The sequence below is a fragment of the Devosia sp. Z11_6 genome, from assembly GCF_058133665.1.
The window spans coordinates 164,052-186,363 of the sequence record NZ_JBYUNQ010000003.1; the positions used below are offsets into that span (position 1 = coordinate 164,052).

Sequence of the window (22,312 nt, forward strand, 5' to 3'; positions counted from 1 at the left end):
GCGAACTTTGGCCACCGGTCGTCAACGCATATATTTGCGGTCAGCTCTGGGCGCTGGCCGTTGCCCCAAAGTGTACGTCGCCAGCCGTGATGGCGATGCGACGATCGTCAGGCGCGCGCACAATCAGGCGTCCGCTGCCATCGATGGTTTCGAAAACGCCCCGCAGGACCTCTCCGTTCTGATTTATTGCCACCGGAGCCCCAATCCCGGCAGCGGCGGAACGCCACTCCTCAAGGATTGCTTCAACGCCGCGGCCGTCATCCCACAGCCTGAACGCTTCAACCCACGAATCGCTCAAGGCCGCAAAGACCCGCTCAGCCGACTCGGGCGCGCCAAGTTCCAGCAGGCTCGTGGCGGGATAAGGCAGCCCGGTCGGCGCGGCAACCACATTGACGCCGAAGCCGATCACGACCGCCTGCCGCCCGTCGGGCGCCTTACGACCCTCCAGCAAAATGCCGGCGAGCTTAGCACCATCGGCCAGCACGTCATTGGGCCATTTCAGTGCTATCCGCGCGGGCGCACCACTTGCAGTGCCATCGGCACCATCGAGGCCGATCCGCAATCTGCCGGCCGGCAGCAATTGAGCAAGTGCGCGGTTCATTGCCACCCCGGCTACGAAGCCGAGTGTTGCAGCCAAAGTGGGGTCGGCTTCGGGCACGATCAAGAGCGTGGCGGCCAGATTACCAGCCGGGGACTCCCAATGCCGTCCACGGCGCCCCCTGCCTGCTGTTTGCTGACGGGCAGCGAACCATAACCCACCGGGATCGCCCGCCCCCGCGGCGGCGAGCGCCTCAGTATTGGTTGAGCCGATCGAGTCAAATCCGCGCAGGCGATACCCTGCCGCCCGCGCGGAGCCACCAAGAACGAACGACGTCACCTAGAACAAGCTTCCAGCCGCAGCATTAGCGGCAGAGGCAAGCGAATTGCCCAGCGTGAAGTAGTAAGTCACGACAAGGAAACCGCTTGCCGCCATGATCACGGTCAGCTCACGCGGCGCCGCTACAAACTGGCGCGTCGGTTCGTCGAAATACATGGTCTTGATCACGCGCAGGTAATAATAGGCGCTCACGGCTGAAGCCAGCACGCCGATCACGGCCAGCACGAAGAGCTGCGCCTCGATGGCCGCAAGGAACACATACCACTTGGCGAAGAACCCGGCCAACGGTGGTAGGCCGATCAGCGAGAACATCAGGATCGCAAAAATGGCCGCCACAAAGGGCCGAGACTGTGCCGCACCGGCAAGGTCATCGATGTTTTCGACGTAACCGGCTTCGGTGCGCAGCGACAACAGGCAAGCGAACAGCCCTACAGTCATGGCCAAATAGATTGCCATGTAGATCGCGACGCCTTCCACCCCAACCTGCGTGCCGGAGGAAAGCCCCACAAGCGCAAAGCCGACATGGCCAATGGATGAATAGGCCATCAGGCGCTTCAGCGACTTCTGGCCAATGGCGGCAAAGGATGCCAGCACCATGGAGGCAATCGACAAGAAGATCACGATCTGCTGCCAGTCGCGGGTGATGGGCTCAAAGCTGTCCATCACCAAGCGAACCATCAGCGCCATGGCGGCGACCTTGGGCGCACCGGCCATGAAGGCGGTAACCGGGGTCGGCGCACCTTCATAAACGTCTGGCGTCCACATATGGAACGGCACGGCAGACATCTTGAACGCGACGCCCGCGAGCAGGAACACCAGGCCGAAGATCAGCCCGATCGAGCGACCTTCGTTGGCGATCGCGGCAACAATACCCTGCAGATTGGTTTGGCCGGTGAAGCCATAGATCAGCGAGGCGCCGTAGAGCAGCATGCCCGAGGAGAGGGCACCCAGCACGAAGTACTTGATGCCCGCCTCGGTGGCGCGGCTATCGTCGCGCTTGATCGCAGCGAGCACATAAACCGCCAGCGACTGCAACTCGATGCCAATATACAGGCTCATCAAATCGTTGGCCGACACCATCACCATCATGCCCAAAGTGGCGAGCAGGATCAGAATGGAATACTCGAACTTGTGCGTGCCGTTCTCGTCAGCGTGCGGCCACGACATCATCAGCGCGAATGCCGAACCAACCAGCACCAGTGCCTTCATGAATCGGGCAAAACCGTCCTGGATGAAGACGCCATTGAACAGCACGCCTTCAGCAGGCTGGAACACGACGAGCGCCGCCGTTGCCACCAGCAATACAACGCCCAGCATGCTGACCAGTGAAGAACGTTCTTTGTTGAGGATGACACCGACAAGCAGCAGCACAATTACGCCGACTGCCATCAGCATCTCAGGATAAGCGGGAGCCAGGCTCGCGAAATCGATGACGTCTGAGTTCACGGGGTTCCCCTCCTAGTGGGCAACAGCCACTTCGGCCGGCGCAGCAGCGCCGATCGAGGCGGAATAGTGGGCAACCAGATTGTCGACCGCGGCCGCGGTAGTATCGAGAATGGGTGCCGGATAGAAGCCGAAGAAGATGATCAGCGCGATCAATGGGTAAAGCGTCAGTTTTTCGCGCAGGTTGAGGTCGAGCATACCCCGCAGCGTTTCCTTGGTGAAGGCGCCAAAGATCACACGTCGATACAGCCACAGCGCGTAGCAAGCCGACAGGATAATGCCGAAGGCCGCGAAGAACGCCACCCAGGTATTGACCTGGAAAGCACCCATCATGGTCAGAAACTCGCCGACAAAGCCGGACGTGCCGGGAAGGCCGACATTGGCCATGGTGAAGACCATGAACGCCACGGCATAGCGCGGCATGGGCGTAACCAGCCCACCATAAGCGGCAATGTCGCGCGTATGCAGCCGGTCATAAATGACGCCAACCGACAGGAACAAGGCACCCGAGACCACGCCGTGCGAGAGCATCTGGAAGATGCCACCCTGGATGCCGAACTGGTTGCCGGCAAAAATACCCATCGTCACAAAGCCCATATGGGCCACAGACGAATAGGCGATCAGCTTCTTGATGTCCTGCTGCACGAGGGCGATCAGCGAAGTGATGATGATCGCCGCCACCGACAGCACGAAGATGACATTGGCAAACTGTGCCGAAGCATCGGGGAACATGGGCAGCGAGAAGCGCAGGAAGCCGTAGCCACCCAGCTTGAGCAGGATTGCCGCAAGGATCACCGAGCCAGCGGTCGGCGCTTCGACGTGCGCTTCGGGCAGCCAGCGGTGAAACGGCCACATCGGCATCTTGACCGCGAGCGAAGCGAAGAACGCCCACCACAGCCAGGGCTGCATCTCGATGGGGAAATCATGGGTCAACAGGCGCGCGATATTGGTGGTGCCGGCACTCCAATACATGGCCATCATGGCCAGCAGCATCAGCACCGAGCCGACAAAGGTGTAAAAGAAGAACTTGTAGCTGGCCTGGATCCGGCGCTTGCCGCCCCAAATGCCGATGATCAGGAACATCGGCAGCAAGGTGCCTTCGAAGAACACATAGAACATGGCCAGATCGAGCGTGGTGAAAACGCCGATCATCAGCATCTCGAGCACGAGGAAGATGCTCATATATTCCTTCACCCGGAAGGAAATCGACTCCCAGCTGGCCAGGATGCAGAACGGCATCAACAATGCCGAGAGCACCACAAACAGCACCGAGATGCCGTCCACGCCTACGCGGTAACCGATATTATCGCCAATCCAAGGGCGGTCGACGACGAACTGGAAACCGGGATTTGCCGGGTCGAACATCGACCACATCCACAGCGACAGCACGAAGGTCACCACCGTGGTCGCCAATGCGGTCCAGCGGATCGCGTCGAACGCCGTCCTGGGCATGAAGAGGATCGCCACTGCGCCAAAAAGCGGCAGGAAAGTCAGGATCGTCAGGATAGTGTTGGCGAAGGTCATCAGATCAGTCCCCCGGCCGCAATGGCCCAGGTCAAAAGCGCCGCAATGCCGATCAGCATCACAAAGGCGTAGTGGTAGAGATAGCCGGACTGGAGCTTGACGACCCATGAGGTGACGTTGTTGACCCGCCGTCCAACACCTTCGGTCAGCTTGGCATCGATCAACCAGTCATCAAAGCCATGCCAAAGCGCGCGGCCGATCCACAAGGCAGGACGCACGAAGATCGTGTTGTAGAGCTCGTCGAAGTACCACTTGTTGAGCAGGAACTTGTAGAGGCCAGGATTGGTCTCAGCGAGCCGGCGTGGGGTTTCAGGCGAGCGGATATACATATACCAGGCCGTCACAAACCCAATGATCATCGCGAAAGTGGCTGACCACTTCACCCACAATGGCACATGGTGCGCAGCCTCGATGATCTCAGGCTCAATAACGACCGAGCCGGCGAAGAAGTGTTCGATATGGCCCACGTCATGGAAGAACATGCCGTAGAACACCGCACCCGAGAACACTGCGCCAACTGCGAGCACATATAGCGGCACCAGCATGACATTGGGCGCCTCGTGGGCGTTGTCATAAGCACTGCCGTGATGACCATGAGCATGATCGTCATGGGCAGCATGCGCATCGCTGGCCGTCGCCGGCTCATGATGGGTTTCGGGGTCGCTATGCTCTGGCTCGGGATGAGCCGTCAGCGCATGCTGGGCATCGCGGGGCGAGCCGTGGAAGGTCAGGTGAATGAGGCGCCACGAGTAAAAGCTCGTGAACACGGCCGCGATCACCAGCAGCCAGAAGGCCATCGAGCCCACATTGCCGCCATAGGCGTAAGCCGCCTCGATGATGGAGTCCTTGGAGAAGAACCCGGCAAAGCCGATGAACTCGGTGCCCGGAATACCCACACCCGTCAGCGCCAGGGTGCCGATCAGCATCATGGCATAGGTGATCGGGATCTTCTTGGCGAGGCCACCCATGTTGCGCATGTCCTGCTCGTGATGCATGGCGTGGATCACGGCGCCCGCACCCAGGAACAGCAATGCCTTGAAGAAGGCGTGCGTGAAGAGGTGGAACACGCCGGCCGTATAAGCCCCAGTCCCCAGCGCCACGAACATGTAGCCCAGCTGCGAACAGGTGGAATAAGCGATCACGCGCTTGATGTCGTTCTGCACCAGACCGACCGTCGCGGCAAAGAACGCGGTGATCGCGCCGATGACGATGATGAAGGTCAGTGCCGTCGGCGAGGTTTCGAATAGCGGCGACAGCCGTGCAACCATGAACACGCCGGCCGTCACCATGGTCGCGGCATGGATCAGCGCAGACACGGGCGTTGGGCCTTCCATGGCGTCGGGCAGCCAGGTGTGTAGCAGGAACTGCGCCGACTTGCCCATGGCACCCATGAACAACAACAGGCAGATCACCGTCATCGCATGCAGGTCCCAGTTCAGGAACCGCATGCTCGCTTCGGCTGCCTCTGGGGCAGCATGGAACGCGCTGTCAAAGTCGAGATGGCCGAGCACCATGAAGGCGCCAAAGATGCCGAGCATGAAGCCAAAGTCGCCTACGCGGTTGACGATGAAAGCCTTCATGGCGGCAGCATTGGCCGACGGACGGGTGTACCAGAAGCCGATCAGCAGATAGGAGGCGAGGCCCACGCCTTCCCAACCGAAGAACATCTGGAGGAAGTTGTCGGCGGTCACCAGCATCAGCATGGCGAAGGTAAAGAGCGACAGATAGGCGAAGAAGCGCGAGCGATGCGGATCCTCGGCCATGTAACCAATCGAATAAACGTGCACGAGGCTGGAAACGGTGGTGACGACCACCAACATGATAGCCGTGAGCGTGTCGACGCGCAGCGTCCAGTGCATGTTCATGCTGCCGACCTGAATCCAGCGCATCAGGTCGACCTTGAGCACCGCGGCGTGGCTGCCTTCGGCAATCTCGGCTCCAACCAGCCCGCCGCCAAAGGCGATGGGCAGGAAGACGATCCAGCTCAGCACTGCGGCAATGATCAGCAAGCCGGTGGTGATGAATTCGCTCGGCCGATGGCCGATAATACGGCCCAGCAGGCCGGCAATGAGGGCGCCCGCGAGGGGCAGGAAAACAATCGCTTGGATCATAGCGGTGCTGCTTAGCCCTTCATCTGGTTGACGTCTTCAACCGCAATCGAGCCGAGATTGCGGTAGAAAATTACGAGAATGGCGAGGCCAATGGCCGCCTCGGCAGCCGCCACCGTCAGGATCAGCAGCGCAAATACCTGCCCCTGCAGGTCGCCCAGATGCGCGCTGAAGGCCACGAGGTTGAGGTTGACCGCCAGGAGGATCAACTCGATCGACATCAGAATAACGATGATGTTGCGGCGGTTAAGGAAAATGCCAAACACGCCCAGCGTGAACAGGATTGCCGCGACGGTCAGGTAGTGACCGAGGCCGATTGCCAAGCCCATGATTACTCCTACAGCCCTTGACCGCTTTTGACTTTGACGACTTCCAGCGTGTCTGCCGGCTGCCGATTGACCTGCACCGACGGATCCTGGCGCTTGATGCCGGGCTTGTGGCGCAACGTCAGCACAATCGCACCGATCATTGCCACCAGCAGAATCGCGGCCGCGCCCTGGAACAGGAACACGTAGCGCGTATAAAGCACCTGCCCTAATGCGCGCGTATTTTCAACGCCCGCGTCGATCGGCAAGGCGCCAATTCCACCTGCTTCTGGTGCGATCCAGGAGCTGCCGGCCACGAGCAGGAGCTCGAGCAGCAATACGATCCCCACAAGGACGCCGATCGGTGCATATTGCAGCGAGCCGCGGCGCAGGTCCTTGAAGTCAACGTCCAGCATCATGACGACAAACAGGAACAGCACTGCCACAGCGCCGACATAAACCACGATCAGGATCAGGGCGAGGAACTCGGCGCCGGCCAGCATGAAGAGGCCTGCAGCGTTGACGAACACCACGATCAAAAACAGCACGGCGTGCACGGGATTGCGCGAGGACACGACCATGAACGCCGAAGCGATCGCCACGACCGAGAAGAGATAGAAAAAGAACAGGGGAAGGCTCATCCGGTCTTCCTTCAGCGATATGGTGCGTCGGTGGCGATGTTGTGAGCGATTTCGCGCTCCCAGCGGTCGCCATTGGCCAGCAGACGCTCCTTAGAGAAGTAAAGCTCCTCACGCGTTTCGGTGGCGAACTCGAAATTGGGGCCTTCAACGATCGCATCTACCGGGCAGGCTTCCTGGCAGAAGCCGCAATAGATGCACTTCACCATGTCGATGTCGTAGCGCACCGTGCGCCGGGTGCCGTCATTCTGGCGGGGGCCAGCTTCGATGGTAATGGCCTGTGCAGGACACACCGCTTCACACAGCTTGCAGGCAATGCAGCGCTCTTCCCCATTGGGGTAGCGGCGCAGGGCATGCTCGCCACGGAAGCGCGGACTTACGGGGTTCTTTTCGAATGGGTAGTTCACCGTCGGCTTGGGCGTGAAGAAGTAGCGCATGGCAAGGAAGAACCCCGTCACGAACTCCTTGAGCAGCAGCGAATTTACAAATCTCAGGGCGTGCATCAGGCAACCCCTCCATGCCAGCCCCAGCCAGTCAGCTGCAGGACGAATGCGAGAACAATGACCGAAACCAACGAAAGCGGCAGGAAGATCTTCCAGCCCAGCCGCATCAACTGGTCATAGCGATAGCGCGGCACGATGGATTTGGTCATGGCGTAAAAGAAGAAGAAGAAACACACCTTAAGCACGAACCACACCGCACCCGGGATCCAGGTGAAGGGCGGCAGGTCGATCGGCGATGTCCAGCCGCCCATGAACATGATGGTCATCAGCGCGCACATCAGGATGATGGCGATATACTCGCCCAGCATGAACAACAGGTAAGGCGTAGAGGAATATTCCACCATGAACCCGGCCACCAGTTCCGACTCTGCTTCGGGCAGGTCAAATGGCGGGCGGTTGGTTTCGGCTAGAGCCGAAATCATGAACACGATGAACATCGGGAACAGCGGCAGCCAGAACCAGTTGAGGAAGGTCAGCCAGGGCAGCCCGATCATGTGCGCCAGGCCCATCTCATACTGCGCCTGCACGATATCGGTCAGGTTGAGCGAGCCCACGCAGAGCAGCACCGTGATGATCACGAGGCCGATCGAGACTTCGTAGCTGACCATCTGCGCCGCCGAACGCAGCGCGCCCAGGAACGGGTACTTCGAGTTCGAGGCCCAGCCGCCGATGATCACGCCGTAAACGCCGAGCGAGGAGATCGCGAGCACGTAAAGAATGCCCACATTGATGTCGGCAATCGCCCAGCCGGGGCTGATGGGAATAACCACCCAGGCCGAAAGCGACAGGGTCGCAGTGATCAGCGGCGCCAAAAGGAACATGAGCTTGTCCGACCCAGCGGGCAGGATAGGTTCCTTGAACACGAATTTGAGTAGGTCGGCAAAGCTCTGCAGCAGGCCAAACGGGCCCACGACATTGGGGCCACGGCGGATCTGCACGGCCGCCCAGATCTTGCGGTCGGCGAGCAGGATGAAGGCGGTGAAAATCAGCAGCGTAACGAGGAGCAGCAGCCCCTTATACACGAAGCCGACCTGGGTCCCCCCGAGGAAGGGCACGCCAAGCAGGTAGTCAAGAACGGCCATAACAGAGTCCATAGCGCTCCCCTACTCCGCTGCCTGACGCAGGCCGGCGGCCATGGCAGCGCATTCGCCCATGGTTGCCGATGCGCGCGCGATCGGGTTGCTGAGATAAAAATCACTGACCGGAGAAGCAAAGCTGAGCTTCTTGCCGCGGGTCGAGCCCTTGGCCAGCTTGGTGATGTCGGCCAGCTTGGTGGGCGCAACATCATCGATCCGGGCCAGATGCGGGTATTCAGCATAAAGCGCGGCGCGCAGCTGCGGCAGCGAATTGAACGGCAGGGTCACGCCGGCAACCGCCGAAAGCGCCCGCAGGATGGCCCAGTCTTCCTTGGCCTCACCTGGGGGGAACACGGCGCGGTTGGTGACCTGCACCCGCCCTTCCGTGTTGACATAGGTCGCGCTCTTTTCGGTATAGGCGGCGCCGGGCAGGATGACGTCGGCGCGGTGAGCGCCATTGTCGCCGTGGGTGCCCAGATACACCACCATGGTGTCGCCAAGACCGGTCAAATCGTGTTCGTCGGCGCCCAGCAGGAACAACACGTCAACGCCGCCCGCCAGCATGGCCGCCGTATCCGCAGCGCCCTTGGCGGGCACGAAGCCGATATCGAGAGCGCCAACGCGAGCCGCTGCATTGTGGAGCACGGCAAAGCCGTTCCAGCCCTCGGCCAGTTCCGGATTGCCGGTGGCCAGCTGCGCGGCCGCAGCCAGAACATCGGTGGTCGCAGCGCCTTCGCCCACGATCACGAGCGGCCGCTTGGCTTGCTTCCAGGTATCGGCAAAGGAGCCGAGGCCCGCAGCCAGGTCCAGCAGCGTGTTGTTGCCCGAACCGAGATGCTCGTAGGTATAGGTCAGGTCAGCGGCTTCCCCGATCACGCCAATCGGCAGGCCGGTGGCACGCCACACCTTGCGGATGCGGGCATTGAGCACAGCCGCTTCACGGCGGGGATTGGTGCCGACGAGGAGAATGGCGTCAGCCTGCTCGATCCCGGCAACGGTGGGATTGAACACATAGCTGGCGCGACCGCCGGCAGGGCTCAGGGCCGAGCCAACCGGGCGCGCATCGATATTGCTCGAGCCCAGCGAGGCCAGCAGCGTCTTGAGCGCAAACATCTCCTCGACGCCGGCAAGGTCGCCGGCAATGGCGCCGATGCGCACGCCCGGCTTCTTGACGGCCTTGGCAACGGTCGCGAACGCGTCTTCCCAAGTGGTCGGCGCGAGCTTGCGGTTGCGCCGGACATAGGGGCGGTCAAGGCGCTGGGACTTGAGCCCATCCCACACATAGCGGGTCTTGTCGGAAATCCACTCTTCGTTGATCGCCTCGTTGACGCGCGGCAGGATGCGCATCACTTCGCGACCACGGCTATCGACGCGGATGGCCGAACCGAGCGCATCCATGACATCGATGCTCTCGGTCTTGCTCAATTCCCATGGACGGAACGAGAAGGCATAGGGCTTGGAGGTCAGTGCGCCTACCGGGCACAGGTCAACCACATTGCCCTGCAACTCGCTCGACAGCGCCTTTTCCAGATAGGAGGTGATCTCCGCGTCCTCACCGCGACCCAGCAGGCCCATCTCGGCAATGCCGGCCACTTCGGTGGTGAAGCGGACGCAGCGCGTGCAATGGATGCAGCGGTTCATCGAGGTCTTGACCAGCGGCCCAAGATACTTGTCCTCGACCGCGCGCTTGTTTTCGGCAAAGCGGTTCTTGTCGACGCCATAAGCCATGGCCTGGTCCTGCAGATCGCATTCACCGCCCTGGTCGCAGATCGGGCAATCGAGCGGATGGTTGATCAGCAGGAATTCCATCACGCCTTCGCGGGCCTTCTTGACCATTGGCGTGTTGGTGAACATTTCGGGCGGCTCGCCATTGGGGCCGGGCCGCAGGTCCTTCACCGCCATGGCGCAAGAGGCCTGGGGCTTGGGGGGGCCGCCCTTCACCTCGACCAGGCACATGCGGCAGTTGCCGGCCACCGACAGGCGCTCATGGTAACAAAAGCGCGGAATTTCTGCGCCGGCCGCTTCGGCAGCCTGCATCAGGGTGAAGTGATCGGGAACTTCGACGAGCTGGCCGTCAACCTTGATATTTGCCATCGAGCCCTACTCCGCCGCGATCGACGGCACGGCGCCGTCAGAGGTGGATGAATATGTGTACTGGTCGATCCGCTCTTCGATCACATGGCGGAAGTTGCGGATCAGGCCCTGGATCGGCCAAGCCGCGGCGTCGCCAAGCGCGCAGATGGTGTGGCCCTCGATCTGCTTGGTCACTTCAAACAGCATGTCGATCTCGCGCTTCTGGGCGCGACCTTCAACCATGCGATCCATGACGCGCATCATCCAGCCCGTGCCTTCGCGGCAGGGCGTGCACTGGCCGCAGCTTTCGTGCTTGTAGAAAGCGGCAAGGCGCCAGATGGCCTTGATGATATCCGTCGACTTGTCCATCACGATGATGCCGGCGGTGCCGAGCGAGCCGCCCACTTCACGCAGGCCATCGAAGTCATAGATGGCGTGGCGGATCTTTTCGCCGGGCACGCAGGGCACGGACGAGCCGCCGGGGATCACGGCGAGCAGATTGTCCCAGCCGCCACGAATGCCGCCGCAATGCTTTTCGATGATTTCTTCGAAGGTGCAGCCAAGGGCTTCCTCGAAGGTCGCGGGCTTGTTGACGTGGCCCGAAACGCACATCAGCTTGGTGCCGGTATTGTTGGCGCGGCCGATAGAAGCGAACCAAGCGCCCGAACGACGCAGGATTTCGGGCACAACGGCGATGGACTCGACATTGTTGACCGTGGTCGGGTTGCCGTAAACGCCCATGCCGGCGGGGAATGGCGGCTTGAGCCGGGGCTGGCCCTTCTTGCCTTCCAGCGATTCCATCAGCGCAGTTTCTTCGCCGCAGATATAGGCGCCCGCGCCGTGATGGACGATGATGTCCAGGTCCCAGCCATGAATGTTGTTCTTGCCGATCAGCTTGGCGTCATAGGCCTCCTGAACGGCCTGCTCCAGGTGCTGCCGCTCGCGGATGAATTCGCCGCGCACATAGATAAAGGCCAGGTGCGCATCCATGGCGCGGGCCGCCAGAAGGCACCCCTCCACCAGATGGTGCGGATCATGGCGCAGAATATCGCGGTCCTTGCAGGTGCCGGGCTCGGATTCATCGGCATTGACCAAGAGGTAATGTGGGCGCCCGTCAGACACCTTGGGCATGAAGGTCCACTTCAGCGCCGTCGGGAACCCAGCCCCGCCGCGGCCGCGCAAGCCAGAAGCCTTGACCTCGTTGGTGATCCAGTCGCGGCCAGCATCGATGAACTCGCGGGTGCCTTCCCAGGCACCGCGCGAGCGCGCACCGGCCAGTGTCCAGTCGCCCTGACCATAGAGATTGGTGAAAATGCGATCTTTGTCAGCGAGCACGATTATGACTCCGACTTGTCGTCGTTGGAGATGTCGCCGCCATGTTCCACGGTCGGCTTCAAATCCTCGGTTTTGGGCTTGCGGCGCCGGACGGGCTTTTTGGCCGCAGCATCAACGGCTGCCGCGTCTTCCCCGCTCAACTCCTTGCTGTCGACCACCGTGCTGCCGGAGGTCGATTCTGCTTCTTGGGCATCTGGCTGCGTACCGCCGCCGGCGGCGCCGTCGCTGCTGCCCGAGCGGCTTTCCTTGCCTGGAGCCTTGCCACCGTCGATCTTGCTGGCGTCGCTTTCCGCGCCAGTGGCGTCAGGCCGCATCGCCTTGTTGGGCTCGCCATCGGCATTGGCTTCGCGGTCGAATTCCTTGCGCTCGGCTTCGGCATGGGCCTGTGAAACCTTGCCCTGGGGCGCCGGTCCCTTGAAGGCAGGTGCAGAGTCTTCGTTGACATCACGCGGCTTGGCCGCAGTGGTCGGCGCCTGGGGCGCTGCCGGCTTGGGTGCAGCAGGCGCGGCACCTGCCGGTGCGGCAGCGTCGGCCGGAGGCGCTGGCGGCACGAACTTTTCGCGCTTCGCGGTCGGTGGCTCGTTGAGCGTCGTGCGTCCGCCTTCGGCCGCGGAATTCAGCCGCTCGATCTGGGTGCCCGTCTTGATGCTGGCGCCCTGCCCCGCCGCAAAGGCATCGACGATCTCTTCGAAGCGCTCTGGGCTCAGGTCTTCGTAGGTGTCGTGGAAGATGGCGACCATGGGAGCATTGACGCAGGCGCCCAGGCACTCGACCTCTTCCCAGGACATGGTGCCATCCGCATTGGTATGGCGCTGTTCAGGATGGATCTTGCTTTTGCACACCTCAATCAGCGCTTCCGAACCGCGCAGCATGCAGGGCGTCGTGCCGCAAACCTGAATATGGGCGCGGGTGCCGACAGGTGCCAGTTGGAACTGCGTATAAAAAGTCGCAACTTCCAGCACCCGGATATAGGCCATGCCAAGCATATCCGCGATCGTCTCGATCGTGGCCCGGGTGACCCAGCCATCCTGATCCTGTGCCCGCATCAGCAGCGGAATCACTGCCGATTGCTGGCGTCCTTCGGGATAAAGGCCAATGGTGCGTTCCGCCCAGCGGGCGTTTTCCGAATTGAACGCGAAAGAAGCCGGTTGAACCGACTCGTCTGCAAGGCGACGCGCAACCATCAGCGATCAACCTCTCCGAACACGATGTCTAGTGAGCCCAGGATCGCCGAAACGTCCGCCAGCATGTGGCCGCGACACAGGAAATCCATGGCTTGAAGATGGGCAAAGCCGGGAGCCCGGACCTTGCAGCGATACGGCTTGTTGGTGCCATCCGAGACCAGATAGACGCCGAACTCGCCCTTGGGCGCTTCCACGGCGGCATAGACCTCGCCGGCGGGCACCTTGAAGCCCTCGGTGTAGAGCTTGAAGTGATGAATCAGCGCTTCCATCGACCGCTTCATCTCACTGCGCTTGGGCGGCACGACCTTGCCGTCGAGCGCAGCGATCGGACCCTTGCCTTCGGGGGCATTAAGGCGATCGATGCACTGCTTCATCAGCGAGGTCGACTGGCGCATTTCTTCCATGCGGATCAGGTAGCGATCATAGCAATCGCCATTCTTGCCGATCGGAATGTCGAACTCGAGCTCTTCGTAGCACTCGTAGGGCTGGCTCTTGCGCAGGTCCCAGGCAGCCCCGGCGCTGCGCACCATGATCCCCGAGAAACCCCAGTTCCAGGCATCCTCGAGCGACACGACACCGATATCGACATTGCGCTGCTTGAAGATACGGCTGTCCGTCAACAGCGTGCCGATATCCTCGAGCGCTGAAGGGAAGGTCTTGGTGGCAAAAGCCTCGATATCGTCGATCAGGTCCTGCGGCAGGTCCTGGTGCACGCCACCAGGGCGGAAATAAGCGGCGTGCAGGCGACTACCCGACGCGCGCTCATAAAACATCATCAGCTGTTCGCGCTGCTCGAACCCCCAAAGCGGCGGGGTAAGTGCGCCGACGTCCATGGCCTGGGTGGTCACGTTCATCAGGTGCGACAGCAGACGGCTGATTTCGCAGAACAAGACGCGGATCAGTTGCGCGCGGCGCGGCACTTCGATGCCGAGCAGCTTTTCCACTGCAAGGCAGAAGGCGTGCTCCTGGCTCATCGGCGCCACATAGTCGAGGCGATCGAAATAGGGCACGGCCTGCAGATAGGTCTTGTGCTCGATCAGCTTTTCGGTGCCGCGATGCAAGAGGCCAACATGTGGGTCCACGCGTTCGATGATTTCGCCATCAAGCTCAAGGATGAGGCGCAGCACGCCGTGCGCCGAAGGGTGCACGGGACCGAAATTGAGGGTGAAATTGCGGACTTCGGCTTCTAAAGTCATTGCTTCGCCTTCTCGTCGCCCGGCAGCACGTAATCGGTGCCTTCCCAGGGCGACAGGTAATCGAATGAGCGGAATTCCTGGTGCAGCCGGACCGGCTCATAGACCACCCGCTTGCGCTCCTCATCGTAGCGAACTTCGATGAAGCCCGTGAGCGGGAAGTCCTTGCGCAGGGGATGACCGTCAAAGCCGTAGTCAGTCAGCAGTCGGCGCAGGTCCGGATGGCCCGAGAACAGCACGCCGTAAAGATCATAGGCTTCACGCTCGAACCAGTCGGCGCCCTTGAACACGCCCGTGATACTGGGCACCGGCACGATGTCGTCGGCGGCCAGCTTCACCCGGATGCGCAAATTCGTATAGGGGCTGAGGAAGTGGTACACCACCTCGAAGCGTTCCTCACGCTCGGGGTAGTCGGCGCCGCAAATGTCGATGATGCTGACCATCCGGCATTGCGGGTCGGTGCGCAAGAATTCAGCTACCGCCACAATCGAGTCGCGCTCGACCATAACCGTCAGTTCGCCAAAAGCGATAGCGGTCTCCAGCACGGCGCTGCCAAGCGAGCGCGCTACATGCTCGCCCAGGGCGGCGAGTGGATCGACCTGGATTGCCTCGTCCATACCCAAAAGACCTTATCGCTCGATGGTACCAGTGCGGCGGATCTTCTTTTGCAGCAGCAGAATGCCGTAAAGAAGCGCCTCCGCGGTTGGGGGGCAGCCAGGAACATAGATGTCGACCGGCAGGATGCGATCGCAGCCACGCACCACCGAATAGGAATAGTGGTAGTAGCCGCCGCCATTGGCACAGGAGCCCATGGAGATCACATAGCGCGGCTCCGGCATCTGGTCATAGACCTTGCGCAGGGCCGGAGCCATCTTGTTGGTCAGCGTGCCGGCGACGATCAACACGTCGGACTGGCGTGGAGACGCGCGCGGGGCGGTACCGAACCGCTCCACGTCGTAGCGCGGCATTGACATCTGCATCATCTCGACGGCGCAGCAGGCCAGGCCCGTCTGCATCCACATCAGCGAGCCGGTACGTGCCCAGTTGATCAACTGGGAAACGCTGGAAACCAGGAAGCCCTTGTCGGCCAGCTCGTCGGTCACATCCGTGAAGAACGGATCGTCGGCACCGGCCGGCTTGTTGGTGCGCGGGTCGATCAGGCCGCTGGGACGAGGCGTCACCAGCGTGCCGTTGTTTTGTTCACTCAATCCCATTCAAGTGCACCTTTCCGCCATTCATAGAGGAAGCCGACGGTCAACACGCCCAGGAAGATCATCATCGACCAGAAGCCGAACCAACCCACATCCCGGAAAGCCACGGCCCAAGGGAACAGGAACGCAACTTCAAGATCGAAGATGATGAAGAGAATCGAGACGAGATAGAATCGCACATCGAACTTCATGCGGGCGTCGTCAAAGGCATCGAAGCCCGCCTCAAAGGCCGACACTTTTTCCGGATCGGGACGCTTCACTGCAATCAGGAAGGGCGCGATCAGCAGTGACATGGCGATCAAGCCAGCCAGACCGACAAAAAGCACGATGGGCAGGTAGTTGCTGAGCAATTCAGTCATGCGGCAGCCTGTGTTCTAGACCCGACCGGGCGGTCGGTTTGCGCGCCGGCAGCGCAAGCAATTGGGGCGAGCGGCGCGGGGCGAAATTGATGCCTCCGCTTAGACCTTCCTCAGGGTTGTTTCAAGGGAAAGAAAATGTGAGGAAGCAGATCATGTATAGAGCGAACAAAACGCCTCGGCGTTTGCCGTCCTTATCTAGTCAGCCATAGGCAAAAGAAAAGGCCCCGCAATGCGGGGCCTCAACACTAGACCGTCATCAGACAGTCGGCATTCTTAGAAGTGGTAGAACACACCAACGGTGGCCTTGCCAGCAGCGAAGAAGTCGTCGTTGCCGTCGATGTCATCGTCGTCGTCCAGGTTGCCCAGGCCGAGAACTTCACCACGGAGCGACACGGAGTCGGTCAGGGCAACTTCAACGCCAGCGCCGAGAGCGTAGACGCCCTGTTCGTCGTCGCCACCAACGGTGGAGCCGAGACCACCAGCTGCGTAGATCAGGACCGAGTCGGTCAGCAGGGCGCCAACGCGACCAAGGGCCAGGATCAGGCCAGCATCATCGTCGCCGTCCAGGAACAGGTAATCAGCCTGCAGCTCGATACCGACAACGATCGGATCGGCAACGGTGAAGTTCACACCGATGATACCGCCGACCAGGCCGGTGGTGTCAACGTCGTCGGCAAAGATGCCGCCGGCTTCGATACCAGCATAGAGGCCATCCCAGCTGAAGCCGGCAGCTTCATAGATTGGCTCTGGGGTGGTTGGGATGATGAGATCGGCAGCCTGCGCGCCGACCGAAGCAACAACGGCGATGGAAGCGCCAAGGAGAAGAGAACGAATGGCCATTAAAGCCCCCATATCAAGGAAGAATACGAGAGTAGTGGGGCAAGTACAGATTCGCCGCAAGGGCGATTGTGGCCTTCCGGGCGGGTCAGGCAACGCTTGTTGGCAGCTGTTGCACTAAGGCCGCACTGTGGCAGATCGTGTTAACACCTTGTTAAAACCAAAACGGCGAACCGCGGTGCGGTTCGCCGAATTGGGTTTGCAAGTTTGTGCTGGCAGGGCGTCACCGCCCTGCCCGCTTGCAGATCTTAGAAGTGGTAGAACACGCCAACGGTTGCCTTGGCAGCGTTGAAGAAGTCGTCGTTGGAATCGTCGTCGTCGTCGAGCGAGCCGAGACCAAGAACTTCACCGCGCAGCGACACGGAGTCGGTCAGAGCAACTTCAACGCCACCGCCGAGAGCGAAGACGCCTTCTTCGTCGTCACCGCCAACGGTGGTGCCAACGCCGCCAGCTGCGTAGACCAGGACCGAGTCGGTCACAACGGCGCCAACGCGGCCGAGAGCCAGGATCAGGCCGGCGTCATCGCCGTCCAGGAACAGGTAGTCAGCCTGCAGCTCGATACCGACAACGATCGGATCGGCAACAGTGAAGTTCACACCAACGATACCACCGACCAGGCCGGTCGTGTCGACGTCGTCGGCAAAGATGCCGCCGGCTTCGATACCAGCATAGAGGCCATCCCAGCTGAAGCCAGCAGCTTCATAGATTGGCTCTGGAGCGGTTGGGATGATGAGGTCGGCAGCCGAAGCGCCAGAAACGAGGAGCGCCGTAGCGGCGACACCGAGGGTAAGCGAACGTACAAACATAATCTTGCACTCCCATAGAGTTAACCGTAGTCGACGGCTTAGATGCCTCACTACAATGCGCGAGGCAACCCTATGGTGACCCAAAAATGGCACCGCAGCTAACACCTGGTGACCATTCGGGGGTCGGTGTTGCCAGAATACCGCGCTTTTGGCTCAGTTTGATACAACTGGGCAGGCGGCAGCAAGAATTCTGGCGGCAATGTGTCACAACCGAGGCAGCTTGGCGACTCAAATTGTGAAGAATGCAGGCAGATTCGCGCGCTCACCAGCAAATGGGGCACTCAGAAGTGGAATCGCGCCCCGAGGGTGACCTGATCGCTTGATTCCTCTCCTGCGATCGGGAACCCATGCAGATACTGCGCCTCGACCGTTACGCTGTCGCTTACCGCGAATTCGAGGCCTCCACCCAGCAGCACCTCTTCCTGTTCGGGCGCGCCCAAGTCGATCCCATAGCCTCCGGCGGCATAAACCAGCACGTCATCGGCGACGATCAGGCCGGCGCGGCCCAGGATCTGCCCGTAGCTGGTTCCCCCCACATCCCCGGAAAGCCCCTGCACGGAGACTTCCGCCCCCACGAGATAGAAGTCGAACTGGAGATTGACGCCAGCCTGGATGCCAAGCATGGCCTGGGTGTCCGAACCGGTGGCGCGCGCGCCACCATAGATGCCAGCGTAAAAGCCGCTCCAATCGAATGGAGCCTCTTCATATAAGGGCAAGGCGGCCGGGGTGCTGGTTTCCACGAGGATCGGATCAGCCGCATGCGCTGCGCTCACCCCGAGAAGGGTCAGCAGCACCGGTACAATCAGCTTTCCCGTTCTGGCCATGGCGTGCGTCCTTGCCTGGCCAACCAACGTGGCGGCCACGCAGCAGTTCCTCTGCCCGGCAAATGTGCTCTTTATAGGGTACCCACGAGTACGGGCTCCTCGCGGAACCGCTCGGGAAAGAGTGCCTTTAGCGCGGTGATCTTGGGCAGGTCATGCACCGCAATGTAGGGCCAGGTTGGATTGAGCGTCAGAAAGTCCTGGTGATATTGCTCGGCCGGGTAGAACGCCATCAGGGGCTCCAGCGTCGTGACGATCGGGCCTTCGAACAGTTCGGCACCATCAAGCTGCTTGATATAGGCAGCCGCGATTCGCTCCTGCTCAGGGTCTTGCACGAAGATGGTCGAGCGATACTGGGTGCCGTGATCGGGACCCTGGTAGTTCAGCTGCGTGGGATTATGGGCAACCGAGAAATACACCTGGAGCAGATCGCCATAGCTCACCACGGAAGGGTCATAGGTCACTTCAACCGCTTCGGCGTGCCCCGTGGTCCCGCTGCTGGTCAGATCATAGGTCGCGGTTTCGGCCGCGCCACCGGAATATCCCGATACAGCCTTGGTAACGCCCTCCAGGTGCTGGAACACCCCCTGCACACCCCAAAAGCAGCCGCCAGCAAAGACTGCCACGGCGGTGTTGCCGGTTTGGGTCAAGTCGACCGCAGGTGGGGGAATCTCCACTGCCTTTTCCTGCGCCATCAGCGGGGCGCAGAACCAGGCTAGGGCTAGCAGGGGCAATATAAAGAGAGTGGCCCAAAATCCGGTTGAGCCAGAGGCACGCAAGGCAGCAGCGGAACGGTTCGATGGCACGGGATGATCCTCTCGGGCGGCTGGGCCGCATTGCCCAACAATATGGAGCCAGCCACGCCAGAGTTCACGGGGCTCACCACAAGGTGAAATTGCCGCCCGGCTAGGTCAAGGCCGCGGCCGCCTGGCGAAGATCGGGCGCGTCAATGCGCCGGTAGCGCGCCTGCACCAGACCGTAAAGCCCGAACGCCACGAGGCCCAGCGCAGCAAGACCATAGAGAATGCGGCCGAACGGCAGGTGGCGGATATAATCGAGTGCTTCGGTTGTGCTTCCAGCTTGCTGCGGATCGACCGCCAGCGCGGCAAACACGAACAATACGCCCACCACTGCAAACAGGACGCCCCGCGCTGCTAGGCCGAACAGGCTCACTGCATGGATCTTGCCGGCATGTTCGGCCGGAATGGAAAGGCGGTCTTGGTACTTCTGGGAGTAACCGCGCCAAATCTGGAACAAGCCGCCACCAATGATGGCGATCCCCACCGCGCCGACCAGCCAGCGGCCGAAAGGTTGTCCCATCAACCAGGCGGTCATGCTGTCTTCGCCGTTGGAGCCGCCCTGCCCACCCGCTCCCAGGGCGAGGCTTGCTGCGGCGATCGCCAATGTAGCGTTACCCGCCGCGCTGATCAGGCTGGCGGCCCTGGCGCCCAGACCCTTGGCATCGCTGCCGTGGTGATCGGCATCGAGAAAGGCCTGCGCCAGCCGCCACGCCACATAGCCAAACAGGCCCACCGCCACTGCGCTCAGCAGCACTCGCCCAAAGGGCGCGCCCAGGAGGTTCCCCAAAGCATTCTCGTTACTGGCTTGCTGGCCTGCGCCATAGAACGCGCTGGCGAGCGCCAAGCCGCCGAGCAGGACATAAACAATCCCGCGCGCCGCATATCCCCACCGCGCCAATAACTCGAACTTGTTCTTCATGCCGCTCTCCAAATCAGGCCTGAGGAACTGCCTGCACGCGAGCAGGTTCCCTTCGCCGATCTCGGGGAGCGCACTGGCTGCATCAAAGGGACTTCTACCCATTGAACGCCTGGCAAAGCCCGAGGTGATGCTCTGCGAGCAGTACCGCTGCTGATTGGCCACCTGGGGTGACGATCGGCGACAACCTCAAGAACACCGCCTAGCGCGCCGGACCCAAGCTCCCTCGCCTCAGCTATGCTGGCTAATCACCTAATGACTTTTGTGGAGTGGGTGAGCGCGGAAAAAACGCCAATTCTGGGCCGGTGAACTCACCGAATGAACATGACTGAACCGCTCACCAAAGCTCAGGTCTTTCAAGCCGCCGCGACCGTTGCCAGTGGCTATTTCGCTGGCAGTCCCACCGCTTTGGCGGAGGTTGGGCCGGCCTTTGCCAAAATTCTCCAGATCGTGGCTGCGGCCGGCGGTCCGGGTGGCAATATCTCGGGCCTCGAGCCCGCGGTCCCGTTCGATCAATCCATCAAGCGCGACTTCATCATCTGCATGGTCTGCGGAAAAAAGCTGCGCAGCCTCAAGCACCATCTGCGCTCGCTCCACAGCCTCACCCCCGAGCACTACCGCTCGATGTGGAACCTGCCCGACAACTATCCGATGGTCGCCGAAGAACTGTCACTGGTGCGCTCCGACATTTCGCGCAAGACCCAGGCCGACTTCAAGGCCGCGCACGGCATGTCCCTGCCCCGCGCCAAGCCACCGCGACGCCGGCAACGCAGCGCCTAGGCAGGCACCACAGCCCAAAAAGACAAATTCTAGGCGTCGCAGAAGCCCGAGAATATCTGTAATGAAGGGGATCGGGCCACCTGCCCGCACAACGCGCCCCCTTCCAAATTCTCGACAAGATCAAGAAGAAGGGTGGCGCGAGAGACGGGGCTCGAACCCGCGACCTCCGGCGTGACAGGCCGGCGCTCTAACCAACTGAGCTACTCCCGCAGCGGCAAACTGTCTGTCTGCGCAACGTGTGGTGGATGTACCCAGCGCCCCCTGCCAAGTCAAGCAGCCAAAACCGTTTCGGCGAGAAATTTCGCTTGGCCTGCAGCGCTGTGGATAACTTTGCGCTCGCGCTACCCGAGCCTCGCCGGCCTTCTGTCACCCCTCTGCAAAAGGCGCCGCAGATCAGCCCCGGATGTCTCAAAACAAATCTTCCCGCGGCTTGGCGCGAGCGACGGCGCCGGCATGAACTGCCCAAACAAAGTGCTGGCTTGCACACGTCCGCGCCAAACAAGCCGCCGGCCGTTTTCTTGGACCGTATCAGACAGCCCTAGCCGTAGCGCTGCTTTCCAGGCGCTGCAGTCGGCAAAATTGCTTGCCGCAACACGCCCGCACCCTCACGCCAATGGCCTCAGCTCACCTCGGGCGGTGGGACACAAAAAGAACCGGTCCGCCGATCCGGGATCGACATTTCCGTCAGGAAAGCCCGATTTTTCCGTCGCCGTGCCATCCAACGCAGCGAATCTGCGCGGAATCAGCCGCGCTGCCCCCGACTCGCACCGCGTCGGCTCAATCGGTCGCCCGGCCAAGAGGCTAAAGCTTGAAGCGCAGGCCTAGCGTCGCCGCGTTGGACCCGTCGATCTCGGCGATCACTCCATACCCTCCGGAGCGGTGATGAATGCGGGCAAACATTTCGAGGTCCGGGAAGTCGGCATGCGACACGGCAATTTCCGGGCCCATATAAAAGAGCACCGGTACGTTCCGGTCTATCCAGTCGGCCCGCTCCTTTTCAACGCCGATAGTGTCGGACACCATCGAGATGCCGCCGGTGATCGCTGGCGAGATGGTGACATCGCCGATGGTCACGCCATCGTTCTTGAGCACCACCCCCGTCCAGATCTCGGCTGATGCTTCCTGCCCCACCCGCATCCCCACCCCAAGCTCGAGGCCAAAGTGAAAATTGGCCGGCAGGTCGGCAACAAAGGTCTGGTAGCCTGCCCCCACGAAATAGTTGTCTTCATAATGGGGCCGCCAGAACGCGGCAGTTTCCCAGACCCACTCGTCCTGAAAGCGTCCCCCGAAAATAAAGACGTTTGAGCCATCGGTAATTGGTCCGGCATAGCTCGGCGCTGCTGACAATGCAGCCACGGCAATGCAGGCCCCGATTTTGGCACGGTACATATGCAATACTCCGCATGCCCCCCGCCCAACCGTACCGGCTACGCCGGCCATGGGCAATAAATCTCCCGGTGATTGTGAACGCATAAGGTAAAGCTGGCGTTCTGCCTTGGGGACTGGCGCCACTGCCACGAGCG

General features: G+C 61.1%; 22 protein-coding genes and 1 tRNA gene. 1 reads left to right on the plus strand and 22 read right to left on the minus strand.

The annotated features are described in order from the left end of the window. Window positions 1–40: 40 nt before the first annotated feature. The 20 genes from AC3YMN_RS10130 to AC3YMN_RS10225 all read right to left on the minus strand — a co-directional run bounded on the left by AC3YMN_RS10130 (window position 41) and on the right by AC3YMN_RS10225 (window position 20,012). On the minus strand, window positions 41–877 hold the full coding sequence (locus tag AC3YMN_RS10130; protein WP_127753052.1) for a biotin--[acetyl-CoA-carboxylase] ligase: 837 nt from the start codon (window positions 875–877) through the stop codon (window positions 41–43). Continuing rightward, complete coding sequence (nuoN, locus tag AC3YMN_RS10135) at window positions 878–2,323, minus strand: NADH-quinone oxidoreductase subunit NuoN (RefSeq protein WP_127753051.1); 1,446 nt, start codon at window positions 2,321–2,323, stop codon at window positions 878–880. It lies immediately after the preceding gene. A 12-nt stretch (window positions 2,324–2,335) separates the two neighbouring features. Next, a complete protein-coding gene (locus AC3YMN_RS10140) occupies window positions 2,336–3,844 on the minus strand; it encodes an NADH-quinone oxidoreductase subunit M (protein WP_127753050.1) in 1,509 nt (502 codons plus the stop codon). Further along, window positions 3,844–5,955: an NADH-quinone oxidoreductase subunit L gene (gene nuoL, locus AC3YMN_RS10145; protein WP_489889932.1), complete on the minus strand. Its 2,112-nt coding sequence runs from the start codon at window positions 5,953–5,955 to the stop codon at window positions 3,844–3,846. Before nuoL ends, AC3YMN_RS10140 begins: the two co-directional genes overlap by 1 nt. Window positions 5,956–5,966: 11 nt before the next feature. Continuing rightward, entirely contained in the window at window positions 5,967–6,275 is a 309-nt protein-coding gene (gene nuoK, locus AC3YMN_RS10150; RefSeq protein WP_127755220.1) for an NADH-quinone oxidoreductase subunit NuoK, read from the minus strand. 14 nt (window positions 6,276–6,289) lie between these two features. Beyond that, complete coding sequence (locus AC3YMN_RS10155; RefSeq protein WP_127753048.1) at window positions 6,290–6,898, minus strand: NADH-quinone oxidoreductase subunit J; 609 nt, start codon at window positions 6,896–6,898, stop codon at window positions 6,290–6,292. An 11-nt stretch (window positions 6,899–6,909) separates the two neighbouring features. Continuing rightward, window positions 6,910–7,398: an NADH-quinone oxidoreductase subunit NuoI gene (nuoI, locus tag AC3YMN_RS10160; RefSeq protein ID WP_127753047.1), complete on the minus strand. Its 489-nt coding sequence runs from the start codon at window positions 7,396–7,398 to the stop codon at window positions 6,910–6,912. After that, the gene (gene nuoH, locus AC3YMN_RS10165; protein ID WP_248305287.1) at window positions 7,398–8,480 is read right to left on the minus strand and encodes an NADH-quinone oxidoreductase subunit NuoH; all 1,083 of its coding nucleotides are present in this window, start codon (window positions 8,478–8,480) and stop codon (window positions 7,398–7,400) included. The genes nuoI and nuoH overlap by 1 nt, the downstream gene beginning before the upstream one ends. A gap of 21 nt (window positions 8,481–8,501) precedes the next feature. Beyond that, on the minus strand, window positions 8,502–10,568 hold the full coding sequence (gene nuoG / locus AC3YMN_RS10170; RefSeq protein WP_489889933.1) for an NADH-quinone oxidoreductase subunit NuoG: 2,067 nt from the start codon (window positions 10,566–10,568) through the stop codon (window positions 8,502–8,504). A gap of 6 nt (window positions 10,569–10,574) precedes the next feature. Then, on the minus strand, window positions 10,575–11,882 hold the full coding sequence (gene nuoF / locus AC3YMN_RS10175) for an NADH-quinone oxidoreductase subunit NuoF (protein WP_127753044.1): 1,308 nt from the start codon (window positions 11,880–11,882) through the stop codon (window positions 10,575–10,577). Between the two features lie 2 nt (window positions 11,883–11,884). Next, on the minus strand, window positions 11,885–13,066 hold the full coding sequence (gene nuoE, locus AC3YMN_RS10180) for an NADH-quinone oxidoreductase subunit NuoE (protein WP_489889934.1): 1,182 nt from the start codon (window positions 13,064–13,066) through the stop codon (window positions 11,885–11,887). Further along, window positions 13,066–14,262 carry an NADH-quinone oxidoreductase subunit D gene (locus AC3YMN_RS10185; RefSeq protein ID WP_127753042.1) on the minus strand — a complete coding sequence of 399 codons (1,197 nt, stop codon included), beginning with the start codon at window positions 14,260–14,262 and terminating at the stop codon, window positions 13,066–13,068. The genes nuoE and AC3YMN_RS10185 overlap by 1 nt, the downstream gene beginning before the upstream one ends. Next, window positions 14,259–14,876, minus strand: coding sequence for an NADH-quinone oxidoreductase subunit C (locus tag AC3YMN_RS10190; protein ID WP_127753041.1), 618 nt, complete (start codon window positions 14,874–14,876; stop codon window positions 14,259–14,261). The genes AC3YMN_RS10185 and AC3YMN_RS10190 overlap by 4 nt, the downstream gene beginning before the upstream one ends. A 12-nt stretch (window positions 14,877–14,888) precedes the next feature. After that, entirely contained in the window at window positions 14,889–15,473 is a 585-nt protein-coding gene (locus AC3YMN_RS10195) for a NuoB/complex I 20 kDa subunit family protein (RefSeq protein ID WP_127753040.1), read from the minus strand. Next, entirely contained in the window at window positions 15,464–15,829 is a 366-nt protein-coding gene (locus AC3YMN_RS10200) for an NADH-quinone oxidoreductase subunit A (protein WP_127753039.1), read from the minus strand. The genes AC3YMN_RS10195 and AC3YMN_RS10200 overlap by 10 nt, the downstream gene beginning before the upstream one ends. A 273-nt stretch (window positions 15,830–16,102) precedes the next feature. Continuing rightward, window positions 16,103–16,669 (minus strand): outer membrane protein, encoded by a 567-nt coding sequence (locus AC3YMN_RS10205; RefSeq protein ID WP_164854804.1) that lies wholly within the window; start codon window positions 16,667–16,669, stop codon window positions 16,103–16,105. A 245-nt stretch (window positions 16,670–16,914) separates the two neighbouring features. After that, window positions 16,915–17,472, minus strand: a complete 558-nt coding sequence (locus tag AC3YMN_RS10210) for an outer membrane protein (protein ID WP_127753037.1) — start codon at window positions 17,470–17,472, stop codon at window positions 16,915–16,917. Between the two features lie 281 nt (window positions 17,473–17,753). Next, window positions 17,754–18,296, minus strand: a complete 543-nt coding sequence (locus AC3YMN_RS10215) for an outer membrane protein (protein ID WP_489889935.1) — start codon at window positions 18,294–18,296, stop codon at window positions 17,754–17,756. 71 nt (window positions 18,297–18,367) lie between these two features. After that, on the minus strand, window positions 18,368–18,970 hold the full coding sequence (gene msrA, locus AC3YMN_RS10220; RefSeq protein ID WP_489889936.1) for a peptide-methionine (S)-S-oxide reductase MsrA: 603 nt from the start codon (window positions 18,968–18,970) through the stop codon (window positions 18,368–18,370). 229 nt (window positions 18,971–19,199) lie between these two features. Next, window positions 19,200–20,012: a DUF1206 domain-containing protein gene (locus AC3YMN_RS10225; RefSeq protein WP_489889937.1), complete on the minus strand. Its 813-nt coding sequence runs from the start codon at window positions 20,010–20,012 to the stop codon at window positions 19,200–19,202. Window positions 20,013–20,327: 315 nt separating this feature from the next. Here AC3YMN_RS10225 and AC3YMN_RS10230 point away from each other — a divergent pair, with 315 nt between their 5' ends. Then, window positions 20,328–20,789, plus strand: coding sequence for a MucR family transcriptional regulator (locus AC3YMN_RS10230; RefSeq protein ID WP_127753034.1), 462 nt, complete (start codon window positions 20,328–20,330; stop codon window positions 20,787–20,789). A gap of 133 nt (window positions 20,790–20,922) precedes the next feature. On the opposite strand, the gene AC3YMN_RS10235 is transcribed toward AC3YMN_RS10230, so the two are convergent. Continuing rightward, a tRNA-Asp gene (locus tag AC3YMN_RS10235) sits at window positions 20,923–20,999 on the minus strand. Window positions 21,000–21,590: 591 nt separating this feature from the next. Then, window positions 21,591–22,178: a hypothetical protein gene (locus AC3YMN_RS10240; RefSeq protein ID WP_489889938.1), complete on the minus strand. Its 588-nt coding sequence runs from the start codon at window positions 22,176–22,178 to the stop codon at window positions 21,591–21,593. Window positions 22,179–22,312 lie beyond the last annotated feature (134 nt).